We start from the raw sequence: 25,932 nt of genomic DNA on the forward strand, positions 1-25,932 counted from the left end.
CGTCGTGCGCGGCCTTTGCCATGGACCCTGGGATCAAGTCCGAAAGTGACGAGCGGAGTTGGTGTTGGCGGGGTGCGATGATCATCGCCTCCGGTGATCCCAGGGCGCCGGTGACGAACGGGGTCCGAGGGTCTATCCCGGCGGGCGACGAACAACACCCATCATCATCGCTGGACGTTCTCCAGGTCGACGCCGTAGCGTGCGGCATTGCGCTGCATATAGACGTCGAGTGAATCGATCGGATCGCCCCGCAAGGCGGCGCCCAGCATATCAAGATAAGTGTGCCAGCCCATCGCATTCTGCTTTTCGAACCGCTCCAGCACCGGCAGATGCATCAGCTTGAGATCCGTTCCGGTGGCGGCTGGGGTGAGATCGATGGTCAGGTAAGATTCCGGATAGGCCGAGATCGTGTCGCCCGGCCCGAAGACGTTCCAGCTATAGACAAGTTGGCGATATGGCTGCCAGCGTGTGACGAAACCGCGTATATGGCCGGCGGCCAGCTGCACCTTGCCACCTTCGCGCGGCTCGATGATGCCATCCTCGCCATACCAGCCGGGCAGTTTGGCGCATTGTGTGAGATGCGCCCAGACACTCTCGATGGAGCTGTCGAAATGCCGTTCGAAACGGATTCCCGGCACCTGGAACTGCCTGCCCAGATCGCTCATGCAAACGCTCCCCCTGCTTGATTTCTTTGGCTCATCGCAACGCCGGCGAGAGGTGCATATAGAAACACGCACGGTGTTTTCCGGCAAGTTCTGACGATTAGCATCAAAAAGCCGGGCGCGACGCGGCGGAGGATGACGTGCTGGCTCATCAAGAAGCCGCCATCTGTAAAGCTTGGCAATAATAACTGGAGGAAACCTCATGACGATTTCACTGCACCGATTTTGCCGTGTCGCTCTCCTGGCAAGCGTCCTGGCGCTGCCGGCCTCTCTGGCCGCGGCCGACCGCTCCGAACTCGATGCCACGGCGTTTCACAAGGGAAAGCCGACCGGGCTAATTGACAACCGCTGGTTCCTCCCGGGCGAAGATGCCAAGCCTGCTTTGCAGGACTTCACCGGCACTTTGGTGTTGCAGGAAGTCGAAATGGGCACCAATCCGGCGAAATTCACCTCCCGCAAAGTGCTGGGCAAGGACCCGAAGATCTTTCCGGCGGTGCGGCTCTCCTTCTTCACCTATAAGGGCGACCTGGTGCCGGCGACCCAGGATGTGATCCGCGCCGGGTCGACGCCGGCAGGCCACAGCTTCTGGGACATCATCGTGCAGCCGGGCCAGGTCTGGTCGGAGCCCGGCGATAACGGCTGGTCGCGCGCGGCCTTTCCTTTTTCTTTGGTGCATTCGGTCGAAGGCGAAACCCATAACGGCATCGCCACCTTCCTCTATCGCGGCGGCAAGGTCAGCAATCTGCGCTTCCAGATCGTGCAGCAGACCGCACCTTATTATGTGGTCGATTATTTTTCCGCCTGGGGTTCGGCACCGGCGGCATTGAAACCCGGCGCGCCGCGCAATCTCAGCGAATTGAAGGCGACTTACGAGGCCGACCTCGCGAACCGCGTGCCGGTGAAGTCTTGGGACGATCTCGCCGGCAAGATCGGGTCCGACAAGCTGAACAATTTCGACAGCGCCATGCCGGCCGGCGAAATCCTGACCAGCGGCCTCTATGACGGCGAGACGCTCTATCTGAAGGAATGCAAGAGTGCGGCCGGGCCGCTGCCTTATTGCGACCGCCAGCGTTTCGGCGTCTGGTCGGTGACCAAGGCGGCCGCCAATGCGGTGGCGCTGCTGCATCTCGGCCAGAAATACGGCGACGAGGTGTATCAGGAAAAGATCACCGATTACGTGAAGCCGACCTCCCATGCCGATTACTGGAAGGACGTGACCTTCTGGGATGCGATCAACATGGCGACCGGCATCGGCAATGGCAGCGCCAAGCGCGATCCCAACAGCATCGAAGACGGCTATCTCGACGACACCTATCCCGCCTGGTACGAGGGCCGCTCGGTCCAGGACAAGCTGAAGGCCCTGTTCCGCGATGGGAAGAAATATCCCTGGGAACCGGGACAGGTGGCGCGTTATCGCGATGAGGACATGTTCATCCTGGGCGTGGCAATGGATGCCTTCGTGAAAAAACGGGAAGGCCAGCACGCGGATCTCTGGTCGATGCTGAGCGAGGAGGTCTATCGCCCGATCGGTATCCAATATGCGCCGATCAACCGCACCATCGAAGGTGATGGCCGTGCAACGGACAAGCCGGGCCAGCCGTTAATGGCCTATGGCTATTATCCGACGCTCGGCGACTTGGTGAAGATCGCCAAGCTTTATCAGGATCGTGGTCTACATGATGGCAAGCAATTGCTCGACCCCGCCAAGATCGACGCGCTGGCCTATGGCACGAGCGATCGCGGTTTGCCCACGGGCGACAAAACCAAATACGGCGAGACGCATTACTTCACCGCCTTCTGGCAGGCGCAATATCAATCGCCCGAAGGCTGCCACCTCTATATCCCGCAGATGGATGGCTGGGGCGGTAATTTCGTCGTGCTGATGCCCGGCGGCTATACCGGCATCCGCCTCGCCAAGAACTGGGACGGCAATGAAGCGGCCTCCGACACCACCGGCATCATGGAAGTGGCCAACCGGCTGACCAAGTTCTGCCAGTAATTGAGGTGATCCGCGGGTGACGAGCCTCGGATCAAGTCCGAGGGTGACGAGCGAGTGTGGTAGAGGTGCGGTGCGATAGTCATCATTGTCGCAGGTCATCGCACGGCGCCGATGGCAGGCAAGCTTGTCACCCTCGGGCTCGACCCGAGGGTCCATGGCAGCGACTGATGAACGTTGCCTGATGGGCCAGTCTTCGTCCTCGGCCGACATTCTGCCCGGCCTCTACAATGGACCCTCGGAACAAGTCCGAGGGTGACAAGCGAGTGTGGTGGAGGCGCGGTGCGATAGTCATCATTGTCGCAGGTCATCGCCCGGCGCCGATGGCAAGCAAGCTTGTCACCCTCCCTTAAATCGCCTCGTCGCCCAGACGGTGTTTGACCAGTTCCGCATTGGTGCGGGCGGCGGCATTCATCGGGTCGATTTTCAGCACGCGTTGGAACGCGTCGAGCGCCGCCTGGTCGCGCTGCATTTGCAGGTTGATCAGGCCAAGACCGGCCAAGGCGCCGAAATGGCGCGGTTCCAGCGCCAGGGTGCGGTCGATATCGGCCAGCGAGGCCATGTAATTGCCCATCAGGAAATAGAGCGTGGCGCGCTTGTTCCAGCCTTCCGCGAAATTCGGCGCCCGTTTGACCAATTCGCTGAAGTCGCGCAACGCGGTATCGTAATCGTCATTCGACATCGCCATCGACCCTTCCACCAGCAGCATGTCCAGCTCCCGGTTGCCGGTCTGGGCCCAGATCGCCCAGATGATCGCTTCGATGGTCTGGGCTTCCTCAGGTGAGGCGGCTTTCTGCAAGGCGTCGAAGAGGGGCATCAGGCGGGAATCTTTTTGATCCGCCATGGCTGGCCCGACCGGCAGGATAGAGAAGGGCAGGGCGGTCAGCGCGATCGCCGCCAGACTGGTACTCGATATTGTCATAATTGGCAGCGCGACGGCGATACGCGCCGCGATAGGGGAAAAGCCGGTCAGGAAGGCTGCGAACGGTCTCATCTCGACCCGCCATTTCGACCGATGGGCTGTCTCGGCCATCGGTGCCGGATCCAGGGAAGCTTAGCGCCCAGTGACCCGTGAGTACAGAACCGGCCGAGAGCGGAAATGTTCCACCGCACCGGTCCGGCAGCAACCTGCCAGGAACCAAAAGGTGGAGGCGTCGACACCCCCTTCTGGCAAAGGCGATCACAACAAGCTGAGGACAGCCGGACCGATACCAGCCTTGCGACCGCGCCGGGGGAGGTTTAGATCATGACCATCATGTCGATCTTCCGCTATTTCGAAAGCCTGCTGGAACCGACCGAGATTGCGACCAGCGAAACGCCGCCCCCAGGGCTCGTTGCCTTCTATTGGCATTTCGCCCGTCAGGCCAGGACGCTGATCTTCTGGCTCTTCATCTCCGGCCTGCTGGTCGCCCTGCTGGACGCTTTCATCCCGTATTTCATCGGCAAGCTGGTCAATCTGGTCAATGCGCATAGTTCCGCCGAGCTGCTGCGGGCCGCCTGGCCGGAGCTGGCCTTTATGGCGGTGGTGATCCTCGTGCTGCGGCCGGCCGGCGTTCTCTTTCAGAACCTCATCACCAACCAGGCGGTGGGGCCGAGCCTGACCAATCTCATCCGCTGGCAAAGCCATTACCATGTCGTGCGGCAAAGCTGGAGCTTCTTCCAGAACGATTTCGCCGGCCGCATCGCCGCAAGGGTCATGCAGACCGGCCCGGCCTTGCGCGAAAGCCTGGTCCAGGCGACGGGGGCGGTCTGGTACATCATCATCTACGGCAGCTCGGCCCTGGTGCTGCTGGCGCGCAATGACTGGCGCCTGACGGTGCCGGTCATCATCTGGTTCGTCTTCTATATCCTGATGCTGCGCTATTTCGTGCCGCGCATGCGCGACCGCTCGCGGCAGATGTCGGAAGTGCGCTCGATGCTGACCGGCCGCGTGGTGGATTCCTACACCAACATCCTCACGGTGAAGCTCTTCGCCCGGCCGCATGACGAAGACCGCCATGTCAAGGAAGCGGTGGATGAACATACCGCGACCTTCCGCCGGCAATTGCGCACCATGAGTTCCTTCGTCGTCATCCTCGCCATCCTCAATGCCTTGCTGCTGGCCGGAACCGGTGCCATTGCCATCTGGCTCTGGCTGGGCGGCACCATTGCCGTTGGCGCGGTGGCGATGGCCATTCCGCTCGCCTGGCAGCTGGTGAACATCTCCGGCTGGGTGGCGCATAACGTGACGGCGATCTTCGAAAATATCGGCGTGGTGCAGGACGGCATGCGCTCGATCGCCGTGCAGCAGCAATTGCCCGATCGCCCCGGTGCGCAGCAGCTGGTGGTCAAGAATGGCGGCATCCGGTTCCATGACGTGCATTTCGGCTACGGCACCGAACGCGGCGTGCTGCACGGCATCGATTTGATGATCGCGCCGGGCGAGAAGGTCGGGCTGGTCGGAGCCTCGGGGGCGGGCAAATCGACCCTGGTCAATCTGCTGCTGCGTTTCTACGATTTGGAACGCGGCCGGATCGAGATCGACGGGCAGGACATCGCCGGCGTGACGCAGGATTCGCTGCGCGCACATATCGCCATGGTGACGCAGGATACATCGCTGCTGCACCGCTCGATCCGCGACAATATCCGCTATGGCCGGCCGGATGCCAGCGAAGCCGAGTTGCGCGACGCGGCGGAACGCGCCCATGCACTGGATTTCATCGAGAAGCTGGAGGATTGGCAGAACCGGCATGGCTTCGATGCCCATGTCGGCGAGCGCGGCGTCAAGCTTTCCGGCGGCCAGCGCCAGCGCATCGCCATCGCCCGCGTCATCCTCAAGAACGCGCCGATCCTGGTGCTGGATGAAGCGACCTCAGCCCTGGATTCCGAAGTCGAAGCGGCGATCCAGGAACAGCTCGACGATCTGATGCAAGGCCGCACGGTGATCGCCATCGCTCACCGACTCTCCACCATCGCGCGGATGGACCGGCTGATCATCCTGGATCACGGCCGCATCGTCGAAAGCGGCACTCATGCCGAATTGCTGCAGCTCCGCGGCACCTATGCGCGGCTTTGGCAGCGCCAGTCCGGCGGCTTCCTGGACGACCGCGCCGAGAGCGAGGAGCCGACGACGGAACGCGCGCGGGCCTTTTCTTAAGGGCGGCATTTCGGAAGGAAGGCGCAGCGATGGCGGGCTTCAATCCCGCAGCACCGTCAGCAATGGACCGACATGCACGGCATGCAGGTTGAAACGCTGGGCCAGCATGTCCACGGCCTCGCGCGGATGGCTCAGATCGAAGCTGCCGCTGACGCGCCGCTGGCCCAGGGAACTGCCGAGGATGATGATCGGCGCCGGGCTGTGGCGGTCGATCTGCTCGATGACCGACGCCAAGCTCTGGTTCTCGACCTCCAGCCGGCCACGCCGCCAACTGGCGGTTTGCTGTGGATCGGCCATGCGGATGGGGCTCATCGATCCGTCGAGACCATAGGCGATCCGCTGGCCGGCCTGGAGTTCGACCGGGGCATATTGGTCCCCATTGGGTTTATCCGGCGGGGCGACGCTGACCACTTGATCCGAGACCGTCACCACGGCGCCCGCCTTGGTGAGGCGCAGATCGAAACCGGCCCCGCTCGGCGTGCCGCTGTCATCGGTGATCACGCCGCCGGTGACAGTGCCGTTCTGAGCTTCGACGACGAAGGGGCGGGTCGCATCGCGGGCGACCTGGAAGAAGGCCTCGCCGCGCAACAGGCGGATACGCCGCACGGTGATATCGTAGGCGACATCGATGGCCGAACCGGAATCGAGCTGCACCTGCGATCCATCGGGCAGGGTGATGCGTGGCATCTCCTTGCTGGTCGACACCAGATCGGCGCGCAGCCGCATCGGACCATCGGCAATCAGGAACGCCGCCAGGCCCGCCACGACGGCAAGCGCGGCGACGCGGCCGATCGCGTATGCACCCTTGCCTGTGCCGGCGTCCTTCTGTCCGCCCCTTTGCATCCGGTGCGGCAGGGCAACATGCCTTGCTTCGCGCGCCGTCAATTCCCGCATCGCCGATTGTTGCTGCGCCAGTTTTTCCAGCGTGCTTCGCCGCATCGGCCGCGGCGACCAGGAAGGTTGCTCGGCGTGGATATCCGTGGCGGCAGCATCAGCCGACGCGGGTTCGACCATGGGAGCCTGCAATAGCGCGTCCCGGGATACGGCTGGCTTTACCGCAAGATGGTTTGGCATAACGGAAGCCGATGCATCGCCTGCCGTTGCGGACGCTGATATCTCTTCTGCGGGTGCATCCGCGTCCGGCCGCGCCGTGGTATTGGCCGCTTGCGGTGGCGGCGCATCCTGCAGGCGGAAGCCCTGCGGGGTCAGGGGATGGGTCGCCATCCAATGCAATCTCTTGGCGCGGTGAAAGGCAGAGGCATGCGCCCGGTCGCTGGCGAGCCAGCCGGCGAAAGCGAGGCGCTCCGCCGGGGTGACATCCGCCGCATTCAATCGCAGCACCCATTCCATCGCCTCTTCGTGACGGCGCATGAATTCGTGCTTCGACACTTTCTGCCGTGCGCCGGTCTCTTGAACATCCGAGATGATATCATTGTCAGCTTCCGGCCGTTGCTTCGGGATCAGTCGCATTTCTGTCATGCCTTTCAATGGCTACACAGTTGATTCCCAGTTGGGCATTTCCCAGACGTCATTTCCCGGTCGGTCATTCGCTGCCGGCCGTGAGCCGCGTGATCATCGATGTGCCGACTTCATCGGCGGTCGACGATCGGTCCATCGATCATCTATCTGTCGGGTGGTCCCCAGTATCGAATTCCCCGAATGCACCCCATCTTAATCACCCTGTGCCATTTTCGGCGTGACGGGCGTCACGGTGCTCTTCCTTATGGCACAGGCGCCTGTCGGGAAGATGAGGGCGATCTCCGGAAGACCCTCTTTTCGCCGTCAATTTATTCCCCGACAGCTTCATGTTGTGCGTGATGGTTTTGTTATATGAGGCGCGAAAGTTATCGGCGACTGCACATCATTTTATGAGATCCAAAAAGGCTGCGCGCAGTTACGGTTTTTTAACCGGCGAGGCGCAACATAATGCCATATGCGGCCAAACCGACGGCTTGCAGGCGTCACTGGGACCATGACGCGCAGAGTTGGGAAATGCAGGGACCGCACTCCTTGGGGGAGGCGAGACGGCCGGCGCGTTGGGGCAGATTAACCGCGCCGGCCGATCGTTTTTTGGAGTCGCCGGGAGTTCGCAGATCTGGATAATGGCGCGACGCTGCCCCACCGGTAAGCCATCTGACGTGACCGACCATCACACCGACATCAGCGACCAACCATCAGCCGCGCCGATGGACCCTCGGATCAAGTCCGAGGGTGACGAGCGGTTTTGGTGTTGGCGGGGTGCGAGGCCATCGCGGTTGCATTCGTCGCAGGCCAGTTACGACAAGCAAGGTTGTCACCCTCGGGCTTGACCCGAGGGTCCATGGTGGAAGCCGGCTAGGACATCAACCGACGCGGCGATCCGGCGCAATGCAGCGGCCAATCCTCAGCGGCGCAGATGGACCCTCGGATCAAGTCCGAGGGTGACAAGCGGGTTTGGTGTTGGCGAGCCTCGAGGCCATCGCGGTTGCATTGCTCCGCGGTGGCATTCGTCGCAGGCCAGTTACAACAAGCAAGGCCGTCACCCTCGGACTTGATCCGAGGGTCCATCGGTGCAACTGACGGCTGGTTGCCTCGTCTTGCCGCGCCAGGCAATCCACAGGCACCCACTGCGGTTATGAGTGCAGCGACTTGTTGATATCGGTGATATGGGAGAGATGCATCTCCACCACTTTCGAGACCTCGCTGGCGAAGTTCTTCAAATCGGGCTGATCGCCATTCTCGGCATAGGTCTGATGCAGCTTCAGGGCGTCCTCATGACCTTCGGTCTGGATCTTCGCATAGAGCTTGTCGAAATCATCACCCTTCGCTGCTTCCAGCTGCTTCAGCAGTTTCTCATGTTCTTGGTCCAGCTTCATCGGCGCTTTCAGGTTCAGCTTGTCCTGGCGGATCAGCGATTTCAGTTTCGCGGTCGATTTGCCGTGATCGGTCACCATCTGCTGCGCGAATTTCTTGATCTCGGCATTCTTCGATTGCTTGAGCGCCAGTTTGCTCGACGTGATCTCGAACAGGTCGGTCATCGCCGCCTTTTGGACATAGGTCTTGCTTGCGGCGGAGAGGCTCTTCGTCGATTTGGTGCTGGTATTTTCAGCCGGCGACATGGTCGCACCGGTGCCTGCATTGGTGCCGCCTTCACTGCCGCTTTGGGAGGTGTTGCCGCCGGCACCGCCGGTTGCGCCGCCCGTATTCGAATTCTGCGCGAGCAGGATCAAACTATCGGAACGGCCGGCTGCGCTGGCGGCGGACGTGGCCACAAGCGATATCGTCGCGGTAGCAGCCAGCAAGGCGATGACCCGACAGGTTCCATACAGGAAAGACGAGGCGGGACGGGCTAAGGCGGGACGGGCCATAAGACATCTCCTAAGGAAAGGAAAAGGAATATGCCCTACAACCAGTCTGGAGAAACGAGGTTCCCGATCGTGGCGCTGCGCTCCGTTCAGATTGTTTGTCCGGTTCGCCCGTCAGTTCCTTTTGCGCAAGGTGGCGAGATGCGCGAGGCAGTCGCCGCGCTGCACCAGGCCCTGATGACGCTGGCAGATAACGATCCCGTCATGATGAAAGTGATGCGGCACCGCCGACCGGGCGGGATCGTCGATGCTGTGCATATCGCCGCAATGATCGCCCGCAGCCACCGTGGCGCCCAGCGCAACGGCCGGTTCGAACACGCCATCGGCTTCGGCATAGACATAGTAGTCGCGGCTGAGCACCTCGATCTCCACCGTCTCCGGCGGCGGCGGCAAAGCGGGATCGGCTTCGATGACGCCGAGATGCGCCAGCAGGCGCTGCAAGCCGTGCTCGACAATTTCGACGCCGCGCGTCGAGACGGTGCCGCCGCCGCCGAATTCACCGCCCAGCGAGACGATGTCCTGGCGGTTGGATTCCGAGGTCGAGAGACGCGGATCGGGGCTATGGCTCCAGATCAGCAGATGCGGCGCGCCGAAAGCGCGGGCGGCGGCGAGTGCCTTATCATCGAGCGCCGGCTTGCCGCTGAGGCGCGTCGAGACGAAGGGTGAATAATCCAGCGAGGAACCGCCGGCATGGAGATCGTGATAAACATCGGCCATCGGGAACAGGACCTGGCTGACATAATGGGCGATCTGCGCGGTCGGCCCGCCCAGCGGATCGCCGGGATAAGCGCGGTTGAGATTGCCTTCGTCGAGCGGCGAGGTCCGCAGGCCGGCGCGGGCGGCCGGCGCGTTCAACATCGGCAGGATGATGACGCGCCCATTGACCGCATCCGGCTGCAACCGACGCAGCAATTTGGTCAATGCGATCTGGCCCTCATATTCATCGCCATGGGTGCCGGCGCTGAGCAAAACTGTCGGTCCCTTGCCGCCGGCGACAATGCCGAGCGGAATGGTCAGCGTGCCATAGGCCGAGCGGTGCACCGAATAAGGCAGATGCAGATTGCCGATCTGCTTGCCGGGCCGGTCGTAATCCAGGCGGGTCCAGATTTGCGTCGTCATGATCGAACCTGTTCTTGTTAGAGTCTTCTTGCATCCCGAATGCGAAACCAATCTATCCCGGCCTTCAGTCTTTGCGATAGCTCTCTCATAACATTTTGCCGGACGCACACTCTAATGATGATGCGGCCTGACTTCATGCCGATCCGGCATGAAGATCGCCGTCAATTTTTCCTTCCGGTGAAAAAGCGGCCGCGCCTCCTCAAGAAATTTGTGTGATCCGCTTCATGCAAGCATGCTTTCCGGTTGCAGCAAGCGGCGAAACGCGTGATGATCGATCGTCCTTCAATACTGCCGACGAACAACATCAGAACGCGTACCGGCAGAAGACCGCGAAGGATCCGGTCGACCACGATTGCAGATTGACGTCGCGCGTGCCGATTACGATTGGGGAATGGCGGTCATGAAGTGGCCGCCGTGATGTGCGGTTAAATAATCCGAGAAGATTCCTGTGCCTGCCGGCCGTATTGCCGCGCGGAAGAGACGATCATGTGTCGCCACATGACAAGGGCGAAGCAGCCGCGGGGCCGCGGCTGGACGATTAGCAAGACGATTTCGCAAGACGATCTTGAGGGGGAACCGTCCGATGCCAGCACTCGCCACCACTTCGCCGACGCATCTCAGCATCTTCGTTACCGATCCCGATACCGGCCGGCCGGTTCCGCGCCTGCCGCTCTACGCTGAAGTGGCCGTGCCGCGCTTCCTGCCGAAGCCTGCACCGGAGACGCGATTGGACGAGCCGATGCGATCGGCCGTCTCGGATGTCGATAATGATCTGCGGCCGCCGGCGCGCGACCGCGTCGAACAGGCCATGCGGGAAGCCCTTGCGGAAGTGCTGGATGAGGCCAGCCGCAACTGGCTGGCCGATGACCTGCAGCGGGCGCGCGATTCATTGCTGCGCATCTTCAGGGATGTGCTTGAGGCATCGGGGCGCGATCATCTGGCGGATATTCCCGCTGCCGAGTTGAAGCCGCTGATCGTCGCAGCCTTGAAAAAGCTCGCGCAACGCCTGGGCCTTGGCCTGCGGCCGGTGGAAGAGGAGACGGGTATCATCTGGGCCGATCCGCTCGGCGTGCTGACGACCGATCATGTGGGCTATGCATCCTTCGATCTGCGCCGGCTGCGGCCCGAGGTGCAGGTGATGCTGGCGGAAGCAATCGAGCTACGGCGCGCCAGTCCCGAAGAGATGCTCAAGGTCGCGATCTGGGTCTATCCGTATCGCCAGCCAGACGGCAAGCAGCCGGAACGTTTTGACGCGCTGGACCAAGGCCGTTTTGCCTTTGATGCGATCGCCGCGCGTTTCCTGATGAAGCCGTCGCCGCTGCCGCCCTCTTTGCTCAATATGGGGCCGCGCGCGTTACAGAATCCCAGCCTGACCGATTGGCGCCTCTCGCCGGCTTCCTTCGCCGCCAGCCCGAAATCCCTGGTCGGCGAGGATGGCTGCGAGGAACTGATCCCGGCCAGCCTCGCCTTGCAGGAATTCGTCCTGCGGCAGGTGGTGCGGCTGACCACGCCGCCCAACGACTTCCACCTGCCGGCGGGCTTCAAGGCGGCCTATGTCGATGATTACAAAGTCTCCTGGTTCTCGCTCGGCCATTCGCTGGGCGAAATTCTCTACAGCCTGCCGCTGGCGCCCGGCGAGACGGTGCGTCTTGCGGTGATCGACTGGTCCTGGGACAGCCTGACCAAGCGCGACGAGACCACCAAGCTGACAGAGGAGATCCTGCATCAGACCCATCGCGACCGCACCATCACCGAGACGGTGAAAGCCGGGCTGAAGGAATTGCAGCACGGCTCCTCTTTCATGGGCGGCATGGCCAGCTCGGCTGGTGCGACCGGCGGCGCCAATCTCGGCGTCGTCGGCCTCGGCGCTGCGGTCGGCAACACCTGGAGCCTCGGCGGCTCGACCGCGACCAGCGATGGCAGCCGCGATCTGGCGGCGGAGAATGTGCAGCGCCTCAATGACAGTTTCTCCCAGGCAAGTTCGGCCCAGCGGGAGCTCAATTCCACCGTCGTCATCCAGGCGCGGCAGGAGGAAAAGGAGAGCATCCAGACCCGCACCTTCTCCAATTACAACCACAGCCACACGCTCACCATTCTGTATTATGAGGTTTTGCGGCATTTCCGCGTGACGGTGGAATGGGTGCGCCGGCGCCCGGCGGTGCTGCTGCAAATTCCCGATCGCATCGCCAATTTCGATGCGGCGAACCTGCTCGCCAACCGCTTCCTGCTGGAGCCGGCCTTGCTCGATCCCGCCTTGAAGCCGGGTTTTGATGCCTTGGAGAAGCAGGAGATGATCCGCGAGTACCAGACCCTGAACGGCATCGCCGCCAGCGATGCCTGGACCACGCCGTGGTGGGAAGGCGATATCGAATTCTCGCTCTTCGAATTTGGCCTCAAGACCGCCGAAGGGTTGAAGGACAAGACCGACGAATTGGTCATGATCAATCTCATCCTGCTCGACGGCACCACGGTGACGCGGCCGCTGGTCCATGCCTGGGAGAAAGGCGCGCAAACCGACAATGTCAATGTCGGCAACCGGCTCGACGATGTCTGGATGAGCTGGTTCATCGCCAAGCCGGATGCGGCGGTCAAATGGAAGAACCTGATGGGTTTCGAAATCGTGCTGCACGATTCCGATGAATGGCGGCTGGACCGGCTCTCCATCACCGCCTTCCATGCCGGCGGGCCGATCTCGCTCTTCGACAATGCCGATGTCGATTACTGGTTTCCCGATAACGGCAGTTCCAACACCATCACCTGGATCAAGCGGCCGGGACCGATACCGGCCGCCCTGCCGCCGGCCAACCGCTCGCCGGAAAAAAGCCTGAGCCAGCAGGAATACCGCCTGACCAAGCGGCTGATCGACCACGCCAACGGCAACAAGGAATATTATAACCGCGTCATCCTGATGGGCACCGATCCCAATGCCATCGCCATCGCCTTCGAAGGCAAGAACTGGATCGCAGGCCAGACCTTGGCGGATAATGTTGATCCGACACCGCTGGAAACCTTCGGCAGCTATATTGCCTATCCCTTGGCCAAGCAGGAATCGGCGATCGACGACACGCTGGTCGTGGATATCGCCGCCGCGCTCAACGGTAGCGATGCGGCGCGCCGGCAATGGGCGTTCGACAAACTGGCGGCGATGAGCGAGGCGGATCGCCAGCATGTGATGGAGCGCCTGCCGCTCGCCTCGGCGAAATCGGAACGGTTGATCACCTTGCCGACGCGCGGCGTCTTCGCTGAGGGCAAGCTCGGCCATTGCAACATCTCCGAAGAGATCGACAATACCCGCTTCTGGAAATGGGAGGAGCATCCGATCCCGATCGAGGCGCCGGAAATCGCGCCGGTGACGCCGGTGACGCCGCAGCCCCAGCAAGTGAGCGCTGCGCCCACACCTTTCCCGCAATCGCTGGTCAATATCGTCAATCCGTCGCCGGCACCCGATCCGACTGGGCTCGGCGCCGCGCTCAACCTGCTCGGCACGCCCAATATCTTCCGCGACATGTCGGGCCGGCAGGAAGTGGCCGATCTCCTGAAGAAGCTCTCCGACAACACCATTGCCATCGCCGAGGCGGCCAATAAGGCGCGGGAGATCCAGGCGAAATACGGCACCGATCTCGACAAGAACGAAAAGGATCTGGCGCTCGGCCAGACCCAGGCCAATGCCGAAGTCGCACGGGCGATGATCCAGCAACGCCGCGAGGAGGCGCAGCAGGTGAAACCCAACGAGGCCCAGGATGCGATCAAGCTGTCCGAATCCGAAACCCGCAAGGGCAACAAGACGCCGGAAGAGCATAAGGCCTATAGCAAGCAGGTGCAGGAGAACGTGAAGGGTGCGGGCCAGAAGAAGAAGCCGAAAGCCAATATCACCTTGCAGATCAATCTGGAGGGCTATGGCCCACGCCGCCTGGTGGGGCGTTTCGGGACGACGGTCAAGCAGCGCGGCAATGATGTCGGCTTCCTGATGGCGACGGATTATTCCGATCTCGGCTATCTCAAGGTCGGCGTGCTCAATGATTACGACGATAACCGCTATGACGTGGTGGTGGAGGGCGAGGTTCTGTCCGGCGTCGGCATCAATGCCATGCTGAAAGGCGGCAATACGGTGGTCATTCCGCGCGCCGATTTCGATCTCACCGATTACTTCTATCTGAATGCCGTGGCCGTCACCGAAACTTTCGATTTCGAGACGACCAAGAGCGATGAAGTCACCAAGGAAGTCGCCAACAAGATCGGCGGCTCGGTGGAAGGCTCCTATAAGCAGATCATCAGCATGAAGACCGAAGGTGGCGTCGAATGGAAGGACGGCCAGTCCCATACGGTGGCGACCGCCGTCAAGGTGAAGGTCGTCTATTACACTGGCGGCTTCCGGATCAGCTACAACAAGGGTGAGTAGGGGGCCGGCGACATATATCGAAGCCGGGCTTGATATTGGATGAATCGCTGCTCGCCGAACCCCACCGCTTTCATCAGTTGCCACGATGGACCCTCGGGTCAAGCCCGAGGATGACAAGCGGGTTTGGCGCCGGCGCGGTGCAAGAACTGTCGTCATCGCCAGCCATCGCACGGTGTCGATGACAAACTACCTGTCACCCTCGGACTTGATCCGAGGGTCCATGGATGAGGCCGGGCTTGATGTTGGATAACATTGCTGTCCGAAGAACCCCGCCGCTTTCATCAGTTGCCACGATGGACCCTCGGGTCAAGCCCGAGGGTGACAAGCGGGTATGGCGTCGGCGCGGTGCGAGAACTGAAGCCGGGGATGACAAGCGGGTATGGCACCGGCGCGGTGCGAGAACTGAACCGGGGGATGACAAGCGGGTTTGGCACCGGCGCGGTGCAAGAACTGTCGTCATCGCCAGCCATCGCACGGTGCCGATGACAAACTACCTGTCACCCTCGGACTTGATCCGAGGGTCCATGGGTGAGGCCGAATTCGGTGTTGAGAGTAAGCGAGGGGCCGGGCTTATTTCGCCTTTTTTGCCGTCTTTGTCTTCCCCTTGGACTTCGCCTTCGCGGCGGGCTTAGCCGCGGACTTCGCCTTGGCAGCCGGTTTGCCCTTCGATGCGGCTTTCTTTGCCGGTTTGGCGCTATCCATCAGGCCGGCGCGATAGGCGTGGGCGGCCAGGGTCAATTGGCGGAGATGGGCGCGGCTAAGGCCGATGGTGAGCTGGGTGCGGGCCAGTTCCCGGCGGATGGCGCCATCCACGAATTCGATGGCGCGGATCTGTGTCTCGATTGCCTTTTCCAACCCGTTGATCAGGTCGATCACCTCACCGGCGGCGGCAACGCCTTTATCCAGTTTCTTCAGATCCTGTTTGCTCGGCTTGGCTTTATTGAACATTTTTCCCCCAATGATCGGCGAATCTCGGTCGGCGGCCTCTCGGCGCCGACACTCTAAAGGGAGCGCGCTGCGGATGGAAGACAGTGAATGCTGCCATTCCATCAGGGAATGTGCGCAGAAATTCATATCACCTGGGCACCCGGTTCACCGGGGTGCTAGCCTCGAATAAAACTCAACTAATCATAAAAATGAACGGAGGAGGGGTAGGGGAATGCAACGGCAGATGAAACGCATCGGCATGGCGGGCCTTGCCCTGGTCGGGCTAGGCGTGCTGGCAAGCGAGGCCTGGGCCGAGGACAAGGAAGTCAACGTCTATAACTGGGCCGATTACATCGGCGCCCATACGATCGAGAAATTCGAACAGGCGACCGGCATCAAGGTGCGCTACGACCTGTTCGATTCCAATGAAGTGGTGGAGGCAAAGATGCTGGCCGGCGGTTCCGGCTATGACGTCATCACCATCACCTCGAGCTATCTCGGCCGGCAGTTGAAGGGCGGCGTCTTCCAGAAGCTGGACAAGAGCAAGCTGCCGAACTGGAAGAATCTCGATCCCGTCGCGCTGAAATCGATGCGCGACGCCGATCCCAACAACGAATATGGCGTGCCCTATTTCTGGGGCACGACCGGCATCGCCTATAACGTCAAGAAGATCAAGGAGCGCATGCCGGATGCACCGATCGATAGCTGGGCGATGCTGTTCGACCCGGCGGTCGCCAGCAAATTCGCCGATTGCGGTATCGGCCTCCTGGATACGCCGACCGTCCTGCCGCTGACCCTGGCTTACATGGGCAAGAATCCGGATACCAAGAGCGAGGCCGATTATGACGAGGTCGGGCAGGTGATGGCCAAGGTCCGGCCCTATTTCCGCAAGATCGACAATGCCGGCTATAAAGACGCTTTGGCGACCGGCGAGCTCTGCCTCGTCATGGCCTGGAACGGCGATGTCGCTTCGGCGGTCAATACGGCGAAGGAGGCGAAGACCGGTGTCGAGATCGCCTATACCCTGCCGAAGGAAGGCACCTATTACTGGATCGATGCCCTGGCCGTGCCGAAGGATGCGCCGCATCCCGAAGCGGCGATGAAATACATCAACTTCCTGATGAATGCGCAGATCGCCGCCGATGGCATCAACACCGTTACCTATGCCAGCGGCGTCGGCGCTGCAAAGGCGCTGGCCGATCCGGCGATCACCAATGATCCGATCATCTATCCGACGGCCGAGGATGAGAAAAAACTCTTCGGCGGCGAGATTGAGGACCTAAAGCTGGAGCGTTTGCGCACTCGCATCTGGACTAAATTCGTCGCCGGCAACTGAGATCGTTACAGCTTCGCCAGTGAATCAGGCGCGCCGCCGATCCCGCGGCGCGCCTGCAGCTTTTCCCGCCGATTTCGATAGCGATCCGGCAGGTTTCAGCTAACATGGCGCGTAACTAAAGCTGGGGACCGACGGCGGGTTGAGGGGAGATGCCACGCGATTTCGACCTGCTGTCAAATCCGACGAACGCCACCAATCTCCACGCCGATAGCGGAACGATCCCCGACAGGTCGCGCAATCCCATTGTGAGGTGCTTGCATGAGCGATGTCAGCAAGAGTGCCAATCGCGATAAGTTCGGCTGCATCGAAGTCGGCCGTGGCATCGCCGCTCTGCTCGTCGTCTTTCACCATACCGGGAGCATCATGGCCGAACCGCGGTTCTTCAATGCCGAGCCCTTCGGCGGCCATTTCCGCAATTTCAATGTCGGTGTGGATTTCTTCTTCGTCCTCAGCGGATTCATCATTACCTGGATTCATTGGAACGATATCGGCCTGCAAGACCGGATCGGTGCTTTCGCCGCCAAGCGTTTTGTCCGCATCTTTCCGTCTTACTGGTTCATCCTGTTCCCGCTGATCATTCTCTACCTGGTCGTCACGTCGGCGGGCCAGCCGAGCCAGCGTGACCCGGTCAATATCGTCCTCTCCATCCTTCTTCTGCCTTATACGGCGCAACCTGTTCTGGGTGTGGCCTGGACATTGACGCACGAAATCTTCTTCTACGCGCTCTTCGCCGTCATCATCTGGGGTGGACGCCGGGCCTTGATGATCCTGCCCATCTGGGCTGTGGCCATTCTGGCGGCGAATATACTGGAAGCGCGACAGGCGATCGCCCCGCTCGCTTACCCATTCTCGTTCTTCTTAAGCCCGTTCGATCTCGAATTCATTATGGGGGTCGGGGCGGCGATCGTGCTGCGCCATGCCAGGATACCGGCGCCTTGGCTGGTCGCCGGCACCGGCGTCGTCATGTTCCTCAGCTTCATGTGGTTTTTTGCGAATATTCAGGACATTTCCTTGGTCGGGCGGCTGGCCTTCGGCACGGCAGCGACTCTTTTCGTCCTCGGTGTCGTGGAAATCGAGCGGGTACGGCCGCTCAAGCTGCCGAAATTTCTTCTGGCACTCGGTGCCGCATCCTATGCGGTGTATCTCGTCCACTCGGTCGAATTGTCGTTTTCCATTAATTTATCATCACGCTTCGGCCTATCGACATATCTGTCGCTGGATACGATCGCGCTGGGCCTGGCCTTGGTGGCGGCTGCTTTTGGAATTGCCTATCACTATGTGATCGAGGTGAGACTTATCAAGTTTACCCGCAATATCATGGGACCGCGCAGGCGCGATCCGATTGTGGATCGCAGCCCGGTCCCGGGCAGCTCCGTGCTGGAGCGTGCGATGAGTGCCGCCGAGCCAGAGCAGAAAATATCGGGGATCGAACCGTGAGGATGGCCCGTTGATCGACGGGGGTAAGGTCGGCTCTTGACGCGCCTGCAGCGATCCCGGTTCGATTTTCGGTAGCATGCGAACGGGTTTCGGTTAACATGCCGCACAACAAAGCTGGGAACCGTTGCGCGGGTTTAGGGGAAATGGCACGCGATTTCGACTTGCTCCATGCCTATTGGCACAGTCTGGCCGACGGGGATGTGCCGGACCATGATCTGGTGGATCCGGGATCGGTTCTCGATCTCCTGCCCTACCTCATGATCGTCGAGTTCGAAGAGGCGCCCTTCCGCGTGCGCTACCGGCTGAGCGGCAGCAAGCTGGATTACGTTTCCAATATCGATCTGACGGGACGCTATCTCGATGAATTCGCCGTCGATCTCGGCCCCGACGGAGAGAACGATCCCGATGGGCCACGTAATCAGGCGGTGGCAACCTTGATCGGCCTTTACATGGCCTGCCGCGATATGCGCAAGCCGGTCTATGGCGTCTATGGCTGGCCGGACAAGAACGGCTATCTCCGGCCGGTGGAGGTGGCGATGTTTCCCCTCCTGGTGCGCGGCGAGATACGGCAATGCCTTGCGCTTGAATATTACGGATTCGATCCCGCACGCGGTCCCAGTGCCCCGGCACTCGATCCGCGCCTGCCGGTTTTCGATTGACCCGGAGCGAGCTGGGCCGGACTCGGCAATTTCCTGTGGATTGAATCTCCGAATCATTTGACAACTTCAGGTGCTATAGTCACGCTTCCTTCACATGCTGGGGGGACGCGCATGGGCTGGGGCACCGCTATCGGCGTCATTGTTGTCGGCAACCTGCTGTATTTCGGGTTGCGAGCCTGGCTGGGACGCGGCATCAGGCCCGGCATGTTCGGCCAGGTGTCGGACCTGGCGACGAAACGGCTCACCGCGGAATTGATACGCCTCGATTTGCCCGACCATGCCGTCATCGCGCTTGGCCGGATAGAGGGACCGGCCCTGGCGCGGCAAATTCATAAAAGCCTCATGCATATGTCGACGATCGAAGAGGCATATATTGAGGAATTCACCGCCGCCTTATCCTTGCGCGTCCGGCGTTTCGCCGAGACCTGCGCCTTGCGGTTCCGGACGGAGACTGGGAGCGCCGCGCAATATGAAGAGGATTTCCAGGCCTATCGTCTCTGGTATGGAAACTTCATTGACGGCGCCTGCGAGGCCAATCCGCTGCTCGGCCTTATGCCGGACGGCAGCAGCCTTTGCGACGACCTGAACGCCGATTTGCTTTTCGACGCTTTCGATGCAGGTTTCGACCCCGCGCGGCTGGGCCGCAGATTGGCCGATGAGACGATGCCGGTTGGAAACATAACGCCGGATTATCTCGATGGCGTTCTGCGCCGGCTGCTGGCGGAACAAGCCTCGCCAACCGAAGACGGCGCCGGGTCCGAGGGCGGGAATCCGCGCCACCAATATGCACCGGTTCGCGCCGCCTCATGACTCGGTCACGCCGACGTCAGATCAACCTGGCGCCTGACGATGCCATAACTCGTATAGATCGGCTCCGCCGGGACGGATCGGCACGCAGGTGATTTTCAGCTTCTGCTGGTCGAAGGGCTTGCGCATCTCGTCATAGATGGCGGCGGTCGAGAGGCCAAAGGCTTTACCGACCTCATTGTCATAGGCGTAATAGACCGCATCGATGCCGGTCATATGCATGGCGGCCAGGCACATGGGGCAGGGATGGCCGCTGGCATAGATGACGCAGCCCTCAAGCCGCGGCGAGCCCAGCTTGCGGGCAGCCGCGCGGATCACGGTCAATTCGGCATGGGCGGTCGGATCGTTGGTGGCGAGGATCTCATTGACGCCGGTTGCAATGACTTCGCCGTCTTTTACCAGAACGGCGCCGAAGGGCCGCGCGCCGGTCGCGCGCAGACTTGCCAAGGCAAGATCGATCGCCTGTGTCAAAAAAGCCTCGATCTCCGCCGGCTTTTGCGATGAGCTCGCCATGACGCTCCTCCTGCTGCTGTTGTTCTCAGCATATCGGGCAGGCCACCGCGAGCAATGATTGTTTCGCGGCCGGCCTCTGCCATGGACCCGCGGGTCAAGCCCGAGGGTGACAACCTCGTTTATGGCGGACGCCGTGCGAGACCATTTGACCGTCGCTTCGGCGGTATCGCCAGTCTCGCAGCATGCCCAATGCCACATGCGCTCGTCACCGTCGGACTGATCCGAGGGGCCTCGGAGCGGCTGATGGCAGGCGGTGCGAGGATGCATTTCTCAGGAGTCGTTCTGCTGCCGTGATTGTTCGGGGGCCTTCAGCAGATCCTTCATGAAACCAAGATCCCGCGGCACCGGAATGAGGGCCATCAGGACCATGACGACGAGGGCAATGGCATTCGCACCGCCGACATAAAGGCCGAGGCGCTTGCCGCCGATGCCGGCGGCCATCGCCGCTTTCGCCACCGTATTGACCCCGGCGGCGAGCAAAATGGCGATGATCGCCGCTTCGGCGCTGATCTGGCCGCCAGTGCCGCCTGCAGCGTCACTGCCGCCCCGCCCACTGATCCGCGCCATGGAGAGGGTCAGCGCATCGACATCGACGACGCCGGAAATTGCCGCGACGGGATAGATCGCATGCGCGCCGATATAGGTCGTGGCGAGCTCCGAGATCAGCATGATGATCGCAATCAGCGCCGCCATCTTCAGCGCCATGCCGAGATCCAGCGGGTTCTTCAATTCAAGCTTCGGCGGCGCGCTCTTGCCATTGCGGTTGAGCGCGGCGGGACGCAGGATGAGGAAGAGACCGATCACCGCCGTGACGAGACCGGCAGCGCCCAGCGGCACCGCCAGCCCCAGGATCAAGGACGGGTTGAGTGCACCGGCAATGACGACGACGCGGATCATCATGATCACCCCGGCAATCAGGATGCCGCCGGCCAGCAAGGGAGCCGCATCATCATGCGCCTTGCCCCAGCGTGCGAAGGAAACTGTCGTTGCCGTGGAGGAGGTGAGGCCACCGGCCACGGCGGCGAGGGCGAGGCCGGCCTGATCGCCGATCAGCTTGACGGCGACATAACCGGCGAAAGACAGGCCGGCAATGAGAATGGCCAACAACCAGATCTCCGCCGGATTGATGGTTTGCCACGGATCGATCTTGCGGTCGGGCAGCAGCGGCAGGAACAGGAAGGACATGGCGAGCAGGATCAGAACTGCGCGGATCTCCGGCCAGGTCAGTTTCTCGATCCAACTATGCAACGGCTTCTTCAAGGCAAGCAGCACTGCCATGGCGACGGCGGCAGCGACGGCGACGTGGAGATCGCCGAGAACGGCATAAGCGCCGAGCAAAAAGGTCAGCAGGCCGGCGACCACCGTGGTGGCGCCGAGATCGCCTTGCGCCCGCGCTTCGCGCCAGCTGAAGAGGATGAAGGCGGCGGCGAAGACGACGAGAGCGGGTGCGAGCAACAAGGGCGAAGCGGCCGCGGCGATGGCGCCGCTGATCCCGCCCATCAAGCCGGTAAGGGCAAAGGTGCGCAGGCCGGCCGTGCGCTCGCCTTCACCCGCTTCACGCGCTTTCCAGCCGCGTTCGAGGCCGATCAGCAGGCCGATCGCCAAAGCGGCACCCAGGCGATGGAAAAGTTCCAGCTCGCTCATCCGGCCTCCCGCTCGCCAATTCTTCTTCCCGTGGCGGTTTTGCCTTTGCAGGTTTTCTCATCTTTCGGTCATACGCGGCGAAAGGCAAGCAAATGGAACCGTCCCAGCTGGGCGTCGTTAACCCCTTATCCGGAGGGAGTTAAAACAATGACACAGCAGCACGCCTTTCGCTCTTCCCGCATCCTGCGCGCCACCTTGCTCGGCAGCGGCCTGTTGCTTGCCGCCGCGCCCGCTGCTTGGGTGAATACTGTCCTGGCCCAGGATCAGCAGCAGGCGCCGAAAGACGAGCAGCAAAAGGCGCCGCAGGACCAGCAAGGCAATCCGCCGGCCAACAACGATGCGAGCGGCGGGTTGCAGGCAGGCGGCGCGACCCCTGGCATGGGAACGAGCGAGACCGGCAGTACGGCGGCCGTGCCCGCCACCGAACCGACCGTGCCGGCCGATGCCCGGCCGCTGACGGCGCAGCTTTACGCGCAGACGGCTGCGGTCAACAACATGTTCGAGATCGAAGCCAGCAAGCTCGCTTTGACCAAGAGCAATAACAAAGATGTGAAGACATATGCCCGGCATATGATCCAGGACCACGAGGAGTCGGAGGCGAAGCTGGAAGGCGTGGTGCAGGAGAAGCGGGTCGGCGTGACCCTGCCCACATCGATGGACCAAAAACACCAGGATCTGTTGGCCGAGCTGCAAAATCTTGACGGTGATGCTTTCGACCAGGCCTATGTGAAGATGCTCCTTCTCGGCCATCGCGATGCGATCAAGCTGCACCAGTCCTATGCCGATAACGGTGAAACGGTGGAACTGAAAACCTTCGCCGTCACCGCCGTGCCGATGGTCGAGAAACACTTGCAGCGCATCGAAGAAATCGCCAAGGCGTTGAAGGTGAAGGCATAACGCGGCATCTGGCTTGAGAGATCGTGCACGCGCCGCAAGCCGCTGCAACCATTTCCCGATCGCCACGATGGACCCTCGGATGGCGACACCCTGTTTGTCCTTGGCGCGGCGGTGCCGCGTGGCATCGCCAAAGGGCTCGCATAATGTCGGCCATCCCTCGCTTGTCACCCTCGGACTTGATCCGAGGGTCCATGGCGGATGAGGGGTTGGGTCTTGCCGAGGGCCACTAAGCGACAGGGTTTCACGCCGCCAGTCTGAACCGGGGGTTCCAATTGAGATCGCGGCGCGCCTTGTCGAGCGACAAGGTGCCGTCATCTTCGGCGATGTTATAGACGCCCGGCTGTCCCCGTGTGATGGCGAGCAAAGCGGCCTTGGCGGCGGCATCGACATGCACCGGAGCGTCGCCGCTGGGCGCATCGAAGCCGGTGCCCGGACCGTAGAGCTTGCCGTAGCGCAGGACGATGCCCTCGATATAGGGCGTTTGCAGCACCGCCTCTTCCAGCATCCGCACGCCGCGCGCATTGGGGTCGAGCGGATCGCTTTCCAGGATCGGTGTGCCTTGGCGCTCTGGCGGCAGCGGCGCATAGGCGAAGGCGATGCTCTGCGCGATCATGCGCTTCGCCCCGGCAGCCAGGGACGCAGCGACCAGATGGCGGGTACCGATCTCGCGCAGGCGTGCATTGCGCTTGCGGCCTTCTTCCATCAGCGCCGGGTCCAGGCCCGGCGGCAGGTCGGTCAATTGATGGATGACGATATCAGGCGCGGCGGCGATCACCGCATCGCGCAGGGCCGAGGCATCAAAGACATCGACCACCACCGGCACGATGCCCATCTTCTGCAGCATCGCTGATTTCAGGTAGGAACGCGTCGTACCCGTCACCTGATATTCGGCTTGCAGCAATAGCGGCACCAGGCGCCGGCCAATCGCGCCGCTGGCGCCCGCCAGGAATACCCGTTTTGCCGTTATTTCGCTCATGTCAGACTCCTTTGTAACCTGGATGTCATGTAAGCGAAGCGATGGCAGAGACAAAAGGGCCAATGACCACGGAATCGACTGGGCCAAGGGAAATGAGGTCGCGGGATCGACGCAATGAGCGTAAGCCAGCGAAACGAATGCAGGAGGCAGAAGTGCAACGGAAGCTGGCGGTCTTTACCCCAGCCACTTCGCCTTCCAGCGGCGCGGCAGGCCAATAACGCGGTGCAGCCGGCTGCCCACATCGCCCTCATGCACGGGCCAGGCGCGGATTTCATCGCTCAGCACCATCTCGTCCGATCCGGTGCCGAGATCCCAGGGATTCTTCGGCAGTGCTCCCTGGCGGCTCAGCGATAACTTGAAACCGAAAGCATCGGCCGCCGAGGCCTCGGTCGAGGTCCAGAAGATGCTGAACGGCGTGAAATTCAAAAGTTGCAGGCCGGGCGAGGCATGGCCGAAGAGGTCATGCACCATATGGCCCAATTCGCTCTCATGGCAGTAATCGCCGATGCACGGCCCGGAGCCGTCCGGATTGCGTGCGGTGGGCAGACGCCAGCCCTTGATGCCGCGATAGTTCAGCCGTAACGCCCAGGACATTGCCCTGTCCCAGGTCATCTGCCCGTCCTTATCGAAGCCGCTGCTGCGCGCGTAATTCGTGTCTTGCAGCCAGGTGATGTCGCGCAGCCGGTCATACATCAGGCCATGGCCGCGATCGATCAAGCGCGGCTGCGGCATCAGCGCAAGATCGATGTCGCTGAGATCGATGTGAATCAGATGATCGTCGAAGGGGGCATGCTGCAACCCGATGATCTTGATCGTATCGGATTCTCCGGCCGTCAAGGCGCGCAGCATCTCGCTGGGATGGGTCTCGGTCATAACGCTTTCCCCCGTAAACGATCCACTCGGATGATCAGGCGATGCGATTCCGCGATTCCTTGACAAGATCATAACATATCGCGCCGATCATGCGACCGCGCATCGCGATCCGGCTCGATCATTTGGCCCAGTCGATTTTGCCAATCATGGCTCTGTGCGGTGTTTCGCTAGCGCTCTGTAATTCGGGCGCGCTGATCTTCGAGCGCGAAGACGAGGAGATGAAGATGAGTCAGGACATCGCGGGTCAGTTTGGCATGGCCGGCCAGTTGGGGGCAGGGATCTCCATCGAGGACGCGGGTCCTGGATCACGCGGTTCCGGATCAAGCGGTCCGGGATCGGGCGGGTATGAAGCGAGCGCTTCGGGCTCGCGCGGGGCCGGTCCGACAGTATCGTGGCGGCGCCTTGGCATGATCGGCGGCTTTCTCGGCCCCTTTTTGCTCGCTGGCCTTGCCGCCTTGCCGTCATTTCGGCACAGCCATGATCATGACAGCGCCTATTCAAGCGCAGCGGACGATCATTGGATGGCGCCCGGCGTGATGATGGTGGGTCGGCCGACAACCGTCAGTGTGACGCCCGTCACTAGTGATGCACTTAGCCACGTGCCGGGAAAATCGGTAACGGTGGAGATTGTCGAATTCCAGCCGGGCGCCCGGGCGCCGGAACATCATCACGCCGGCTCGGTGACGGTCTATGTGCTGTCGGGCGCGGTGCGCTCGCAATTGGCTGGCTCGCCGCCGATGATCTATCACACCGGCCAAAGTTTCTTCGAACCCCCCGGCGCCGTGCATCTCTTCGCCGAGAATCCCAGCTCCACGGACGTCGCCCGCATCATGGCGATCCACGTGGCGGATGATGGCGCTCAACTCACCACGTTTCACTGACAGGTCCCGCGCGGAATGAAGGACCGAAAATGAAAAGGGCGGAGAACACATCTCCGCCCGCCGATCGTCGATAATCTGTCCTTTGTTCAGGACTTGCCGCCTTTGCGTCCCGCTTCCGATGCGCGTTCGCGGTCATTGGCGAAGTTGCCGCCGCTTTCATGACCGCCTTTGCGCCCGGCTTCCGCGGCACGCTGCGGATCGTTCTTGAAGTTTCCGCCACTTGCCTTGCCGCCCTTGCTGGCGATTTCACGTTGCTTGTTCTGATCCATCGAAGCGAAGCCGCGTTTATCCTCTGCCATCTCAACTCTCCTTCAAGCGATTGGTTG

Annotated in this window: 20 protein-coding genes; 9 read left to right on the top strand and 11 right to left on the bottom strand. The window is 61.5% G+C overall.

All coding sequences use genetic code 11. From position 1 onward, the window contains the following. Positions 1–164: 164 nt before the first annotated feature. A complete protein-coding gene (locus SMD27_RS17445; RefSeq protein WP_320509705.1) occupies positions 165–665 on the bottom strand; it encodes an SRPBCC domain-containing protein in 501 nt (166 codons plus the stop codon). A gap of 199 nt (positions 666–864) precedes the next feature. Here SMD27_RS17445 and SMD27_RS17450 point away from each other — a divergent pair, with 199 nt between their 5' ends. Beyond that, positions 865–2,661 (top strand): serine hydrolase domain-containing protein, encoded by a 1,797-nt coding sequence (locus tag SMD27_RS17450; RefSeq protein ID WP_320509706.1) that lies wholly within the window; start codon positions 865–867, stop codon positions 2,659–2,661. Between the two features lie 346 nt (positions 2,662–3,007). Here the strand turns inward: SMD27_RS17450 and SMD27_RS17455 are convergent, their stop codons facing one another. Further along, entirely contained in the window at positions 3,008–3,691 is a 684-nt protein-coding gene (locus SMD27_RS17455) for a tetratricopeptide repeat protein (protein ID WP_320509707.1), read from the bottom strand. 213 nt (positions 3,692–3,904) lie between these two features. Here SMD27_RS17455 and SMD27_RS17460 point away from each other — a divergent pair, with 213 nt between their 5' ends. Further along, complete coding sequence (locus SMD27_RS17460) at positions 3,905–5,794, top strand: ABC transporter ATP-binding protein (protein ID WP_320509708.1); 1,890 nt, start codon at positions 3,905–3,907, stop codon at positions 5,792–5,794. 39 nt (positions 5,795–5,833) lie between these two features. On the opposite strand, the gene SMD27_RS17465 is transcribed toward SMD27_RS17460, so the two are convergent. The 3 genes from SMD27_RS17465 to SMD27_RS17475 all read right to left on the bottom strand — a co-directional run bounded on the left by SMD27_RS17465 (position 5,834) and on the right by SMD27_RS17475 (position 10,257). Then, positions 5,834–7,273 carry a FecR family protein gene (locus SMD27_RS17465; RefSeq protein WP_320509709.1) on the bottom strand — a complete coding sequence of 480 codons (1,440 nt, stop codon included), beginning with the start codon at positions 7,271–7,273 and terminating at the stop codon, positions 5,834–5,836. Between the two features lie 1,133 nt (positions 7,274–8,406). After that, on the bottom strand, positions 8,407–9,141 hold the full coding sequence (locus tag SMD27_RS17470) for a DUF4142 domain-containing protein (protein ID WP_320509710.1): 735 nt from the start codon (positions 9,139–9,141) through the stop codon (positions 8,407–8,409). A 111-nt stretch (positions 9,142–9,252) separates the two neighbouring features. Beyond that, positions 9,253–10,257: a M14 family metallopeptidase gene (locus SMD27_RS17475; protein WP_320509711.1), complete on the bottom strand. Its 1,005-nt coding sequence runs from the start codon at positions 10,255–10,257 to the stop codon at positions 9,253–9,255. A 583-nt stretch (positions 10,258–10,840) separates the two neighbouring features. On the opposite strand from SMD27_RS17475, the gene SMD27_RS17480 reads away from it, so the two are divergent. Further along, complete coding sequence (locus tag SMD27_RS17480; RefSeq protein ID WP_320509712.1) at positions 10,841–14,656, top strand: hypothetical protein; 3,816 nt, start codon at positions 10,841–10,843, stop codon at positions 14,654–14,656. A gap of 570 nt (positions 14,657–15,226) precedes the next feature. On the opposite strand, the gene SMD27_RS17485 is transcribed toward SMD27_RS17480, so the two are convergent. Further along, a complete protein-coding gene (locus SMD27_RS17485; RefSeq protein ID WP_320509713.1) occupies positions 15,227–15,604 on the bottom strand; it encodes a hypothetical protein in 378 nt (125 codons plus the stop codon). A 211-nt stretch (positions 15,605–15,815) separates the two neighbouring features. On the opposite strand from SMD27_RS17485, the gene SMD27_RS17490 reads away from it, so the two are divergent. From SMD27_RS17490 to SMD27_RS17505, 4 genes are all read left to right on the top strand, one after another. Next, a complete protein-coding gene (locus SMD27_RS17490) occupies positions 15,816–16,919 on the top strand; it encodes a polyamine ABC transporter substrate-binding protein (RefSeq protein ID WP_320509714.1) in 1,104 nt (367 codons plus the stop codon). Positions 16,920–17,177: 258 nt separating this feature from the next. Then, the gene (locus tag SMD27_RS17495; RefSeq protein WP_320509715.1) at positions 17,178–18,356 is read left to right on the top strand and encodes an acyltransferase family protein; all 1,179 of its coding nucleotides are present in this window, start codon (positions 17,178–17,180) and stop codon (positions 18,354–18,356) included. A gap of 143 nt (positions 18,357–18,499) precedes the next feature. Then, complete coding sequence (locus SMD27_RS17500; protein WP_320509716.1) at positions 18,500–19,015, top strand: PAS domain-containing protein; 516 nt, start codon at positions 18,500–18,502, stop codon at positions 19,013–19,015. A gap of 111 nt (positions 19,016–19,126) precedes the next feature. Next, entirely contained in the window at positions 19,127–19,825 is a 699-nt protein-coding gene (locus SMD27_RS17505; RefSeq protein ID WP_320509717.1) for a hypothetical protein, read from the top strand. Positions 19,826–19,846: 21 nt separating this feature from the next. On the opposite strand, the gene SMD27_RS17510 is transcribed toward SMD27_RS17505, so the two are convergent. Continuing rightward, positions 19,847–20,335, bottom strand: coding sequence for a nucleoside deaminase (locus SMD27_RS17510; RefSeq protein ID WP_320509718.1), 489 nt, complete (start codon positions 20,333–20,335; stop codon positions 19,847–19,849). Between the two features lie 270 nt (positions 20,336–20,605). Further along, positions 20,606–21,979 carry an MgtC/SapB family protein gene (locus SMD27_RS17515; RefSeq protein ID WP_320509719.1) on the bottom strand — a complete coding sequence of 458 codons (1,374 nt, stop codon included), beginning with the start codon at positions 21,977–21,979 and terminating at the stop codon, positions 20,606–20,608. A gap of 147 nt (positions 21,980–22,126) precedes the next feature. Between SMD27_RS17515 and SMD27_RS17520 the strand changes: the two genes are divergently transcribed. Beyond that, positions 22,127–22,876: a DUF4142 domain-containing protein gene (locus SMD27_RS17520; protein ID WP_320509720.1), complete on the top strand. Its 750-nt coding sequence runs from the start codon at positions 22,127–22,129 to the stop codon at positions 22,874–22,876. A 241-nt stretch (positions 22,877–23,117) separates the two neighbouring features. Here the strand turns inward: SMD27_RS17520 and SMD27_RS17525 are convergent, their stop codons facing one another. Together SMD27_RS17525 and SMD27_RS17530 are read right to left on the bottom strand one after the other, a co-directional pair. Beyond that, positions 23,118–23,852 (bottom strand): NAD-dependent epimerase/dehydratase family protein, encoded by a 735-nt coding sequence (locus tag SMD27_RS17525; RefSeq protein ID WP_320509721.1) that lies wholly within the window; start codon positions 23,850–23,852, stop codon positions 23,118–23,120. A 174-nt stretch (positions 23,853–24,026) separates the two neighbouring features. Beyond that, the gene (locus SMD27_RS17530; protein ID WP_320509722.1) at positions 24,027–24,725 is read right to left on the bottom strand and encodes a hypothetical protein; all 699 of its coding nucleotides are present in this window, start codon (positions 24,723–24,725) and stop codon (positions 24,027–24,029) included. A gap of 224 nt (positions 24,726–24,949) precedes the next feature. Between SMD27_RS17530 and SMD27_RS17535 the strand changes: the two genes are divergently transcribed. Further along, positions 24,950–25,606 (top strand): cupin domain-containing protein, encoded by a 657-nt coding sequence (locus SMD27_RS17535; RefSeq protein ID WP_320509723.1) that lies wholly within the window; start codon positions 24,950–24,952, stop codon positions 25,604–25,606. An 86-nt stretch (positions 25,607–25,692) separates the two neighbouring features. Here SMD27_RS17535 and SMD27_RS17540 read toward each other — a convergent pair whose 3' ends face one another. Beyond that, positions 25,693–25,905 (bottom strand): con-10 family general stress protein, encoded by a 213-nt coding sequence (locus tag SMD27_RS17540; protein WP_320509724.1) that lies wholly within the window; start codon positions 25,903–25,905, stop codon positions 25,693–25,695. Between the last annotated feature and the right edge of the window lie 27 nt (positions 25,906–25,932).

The organism is Dongia soli, assembly GCF_034044715.1.
GTDB lineage: Bacteria > Pseudomonadota > Alphaproteobacteria > Dongiales > Dongiaceae > Dongia_B > Dongia_B soli.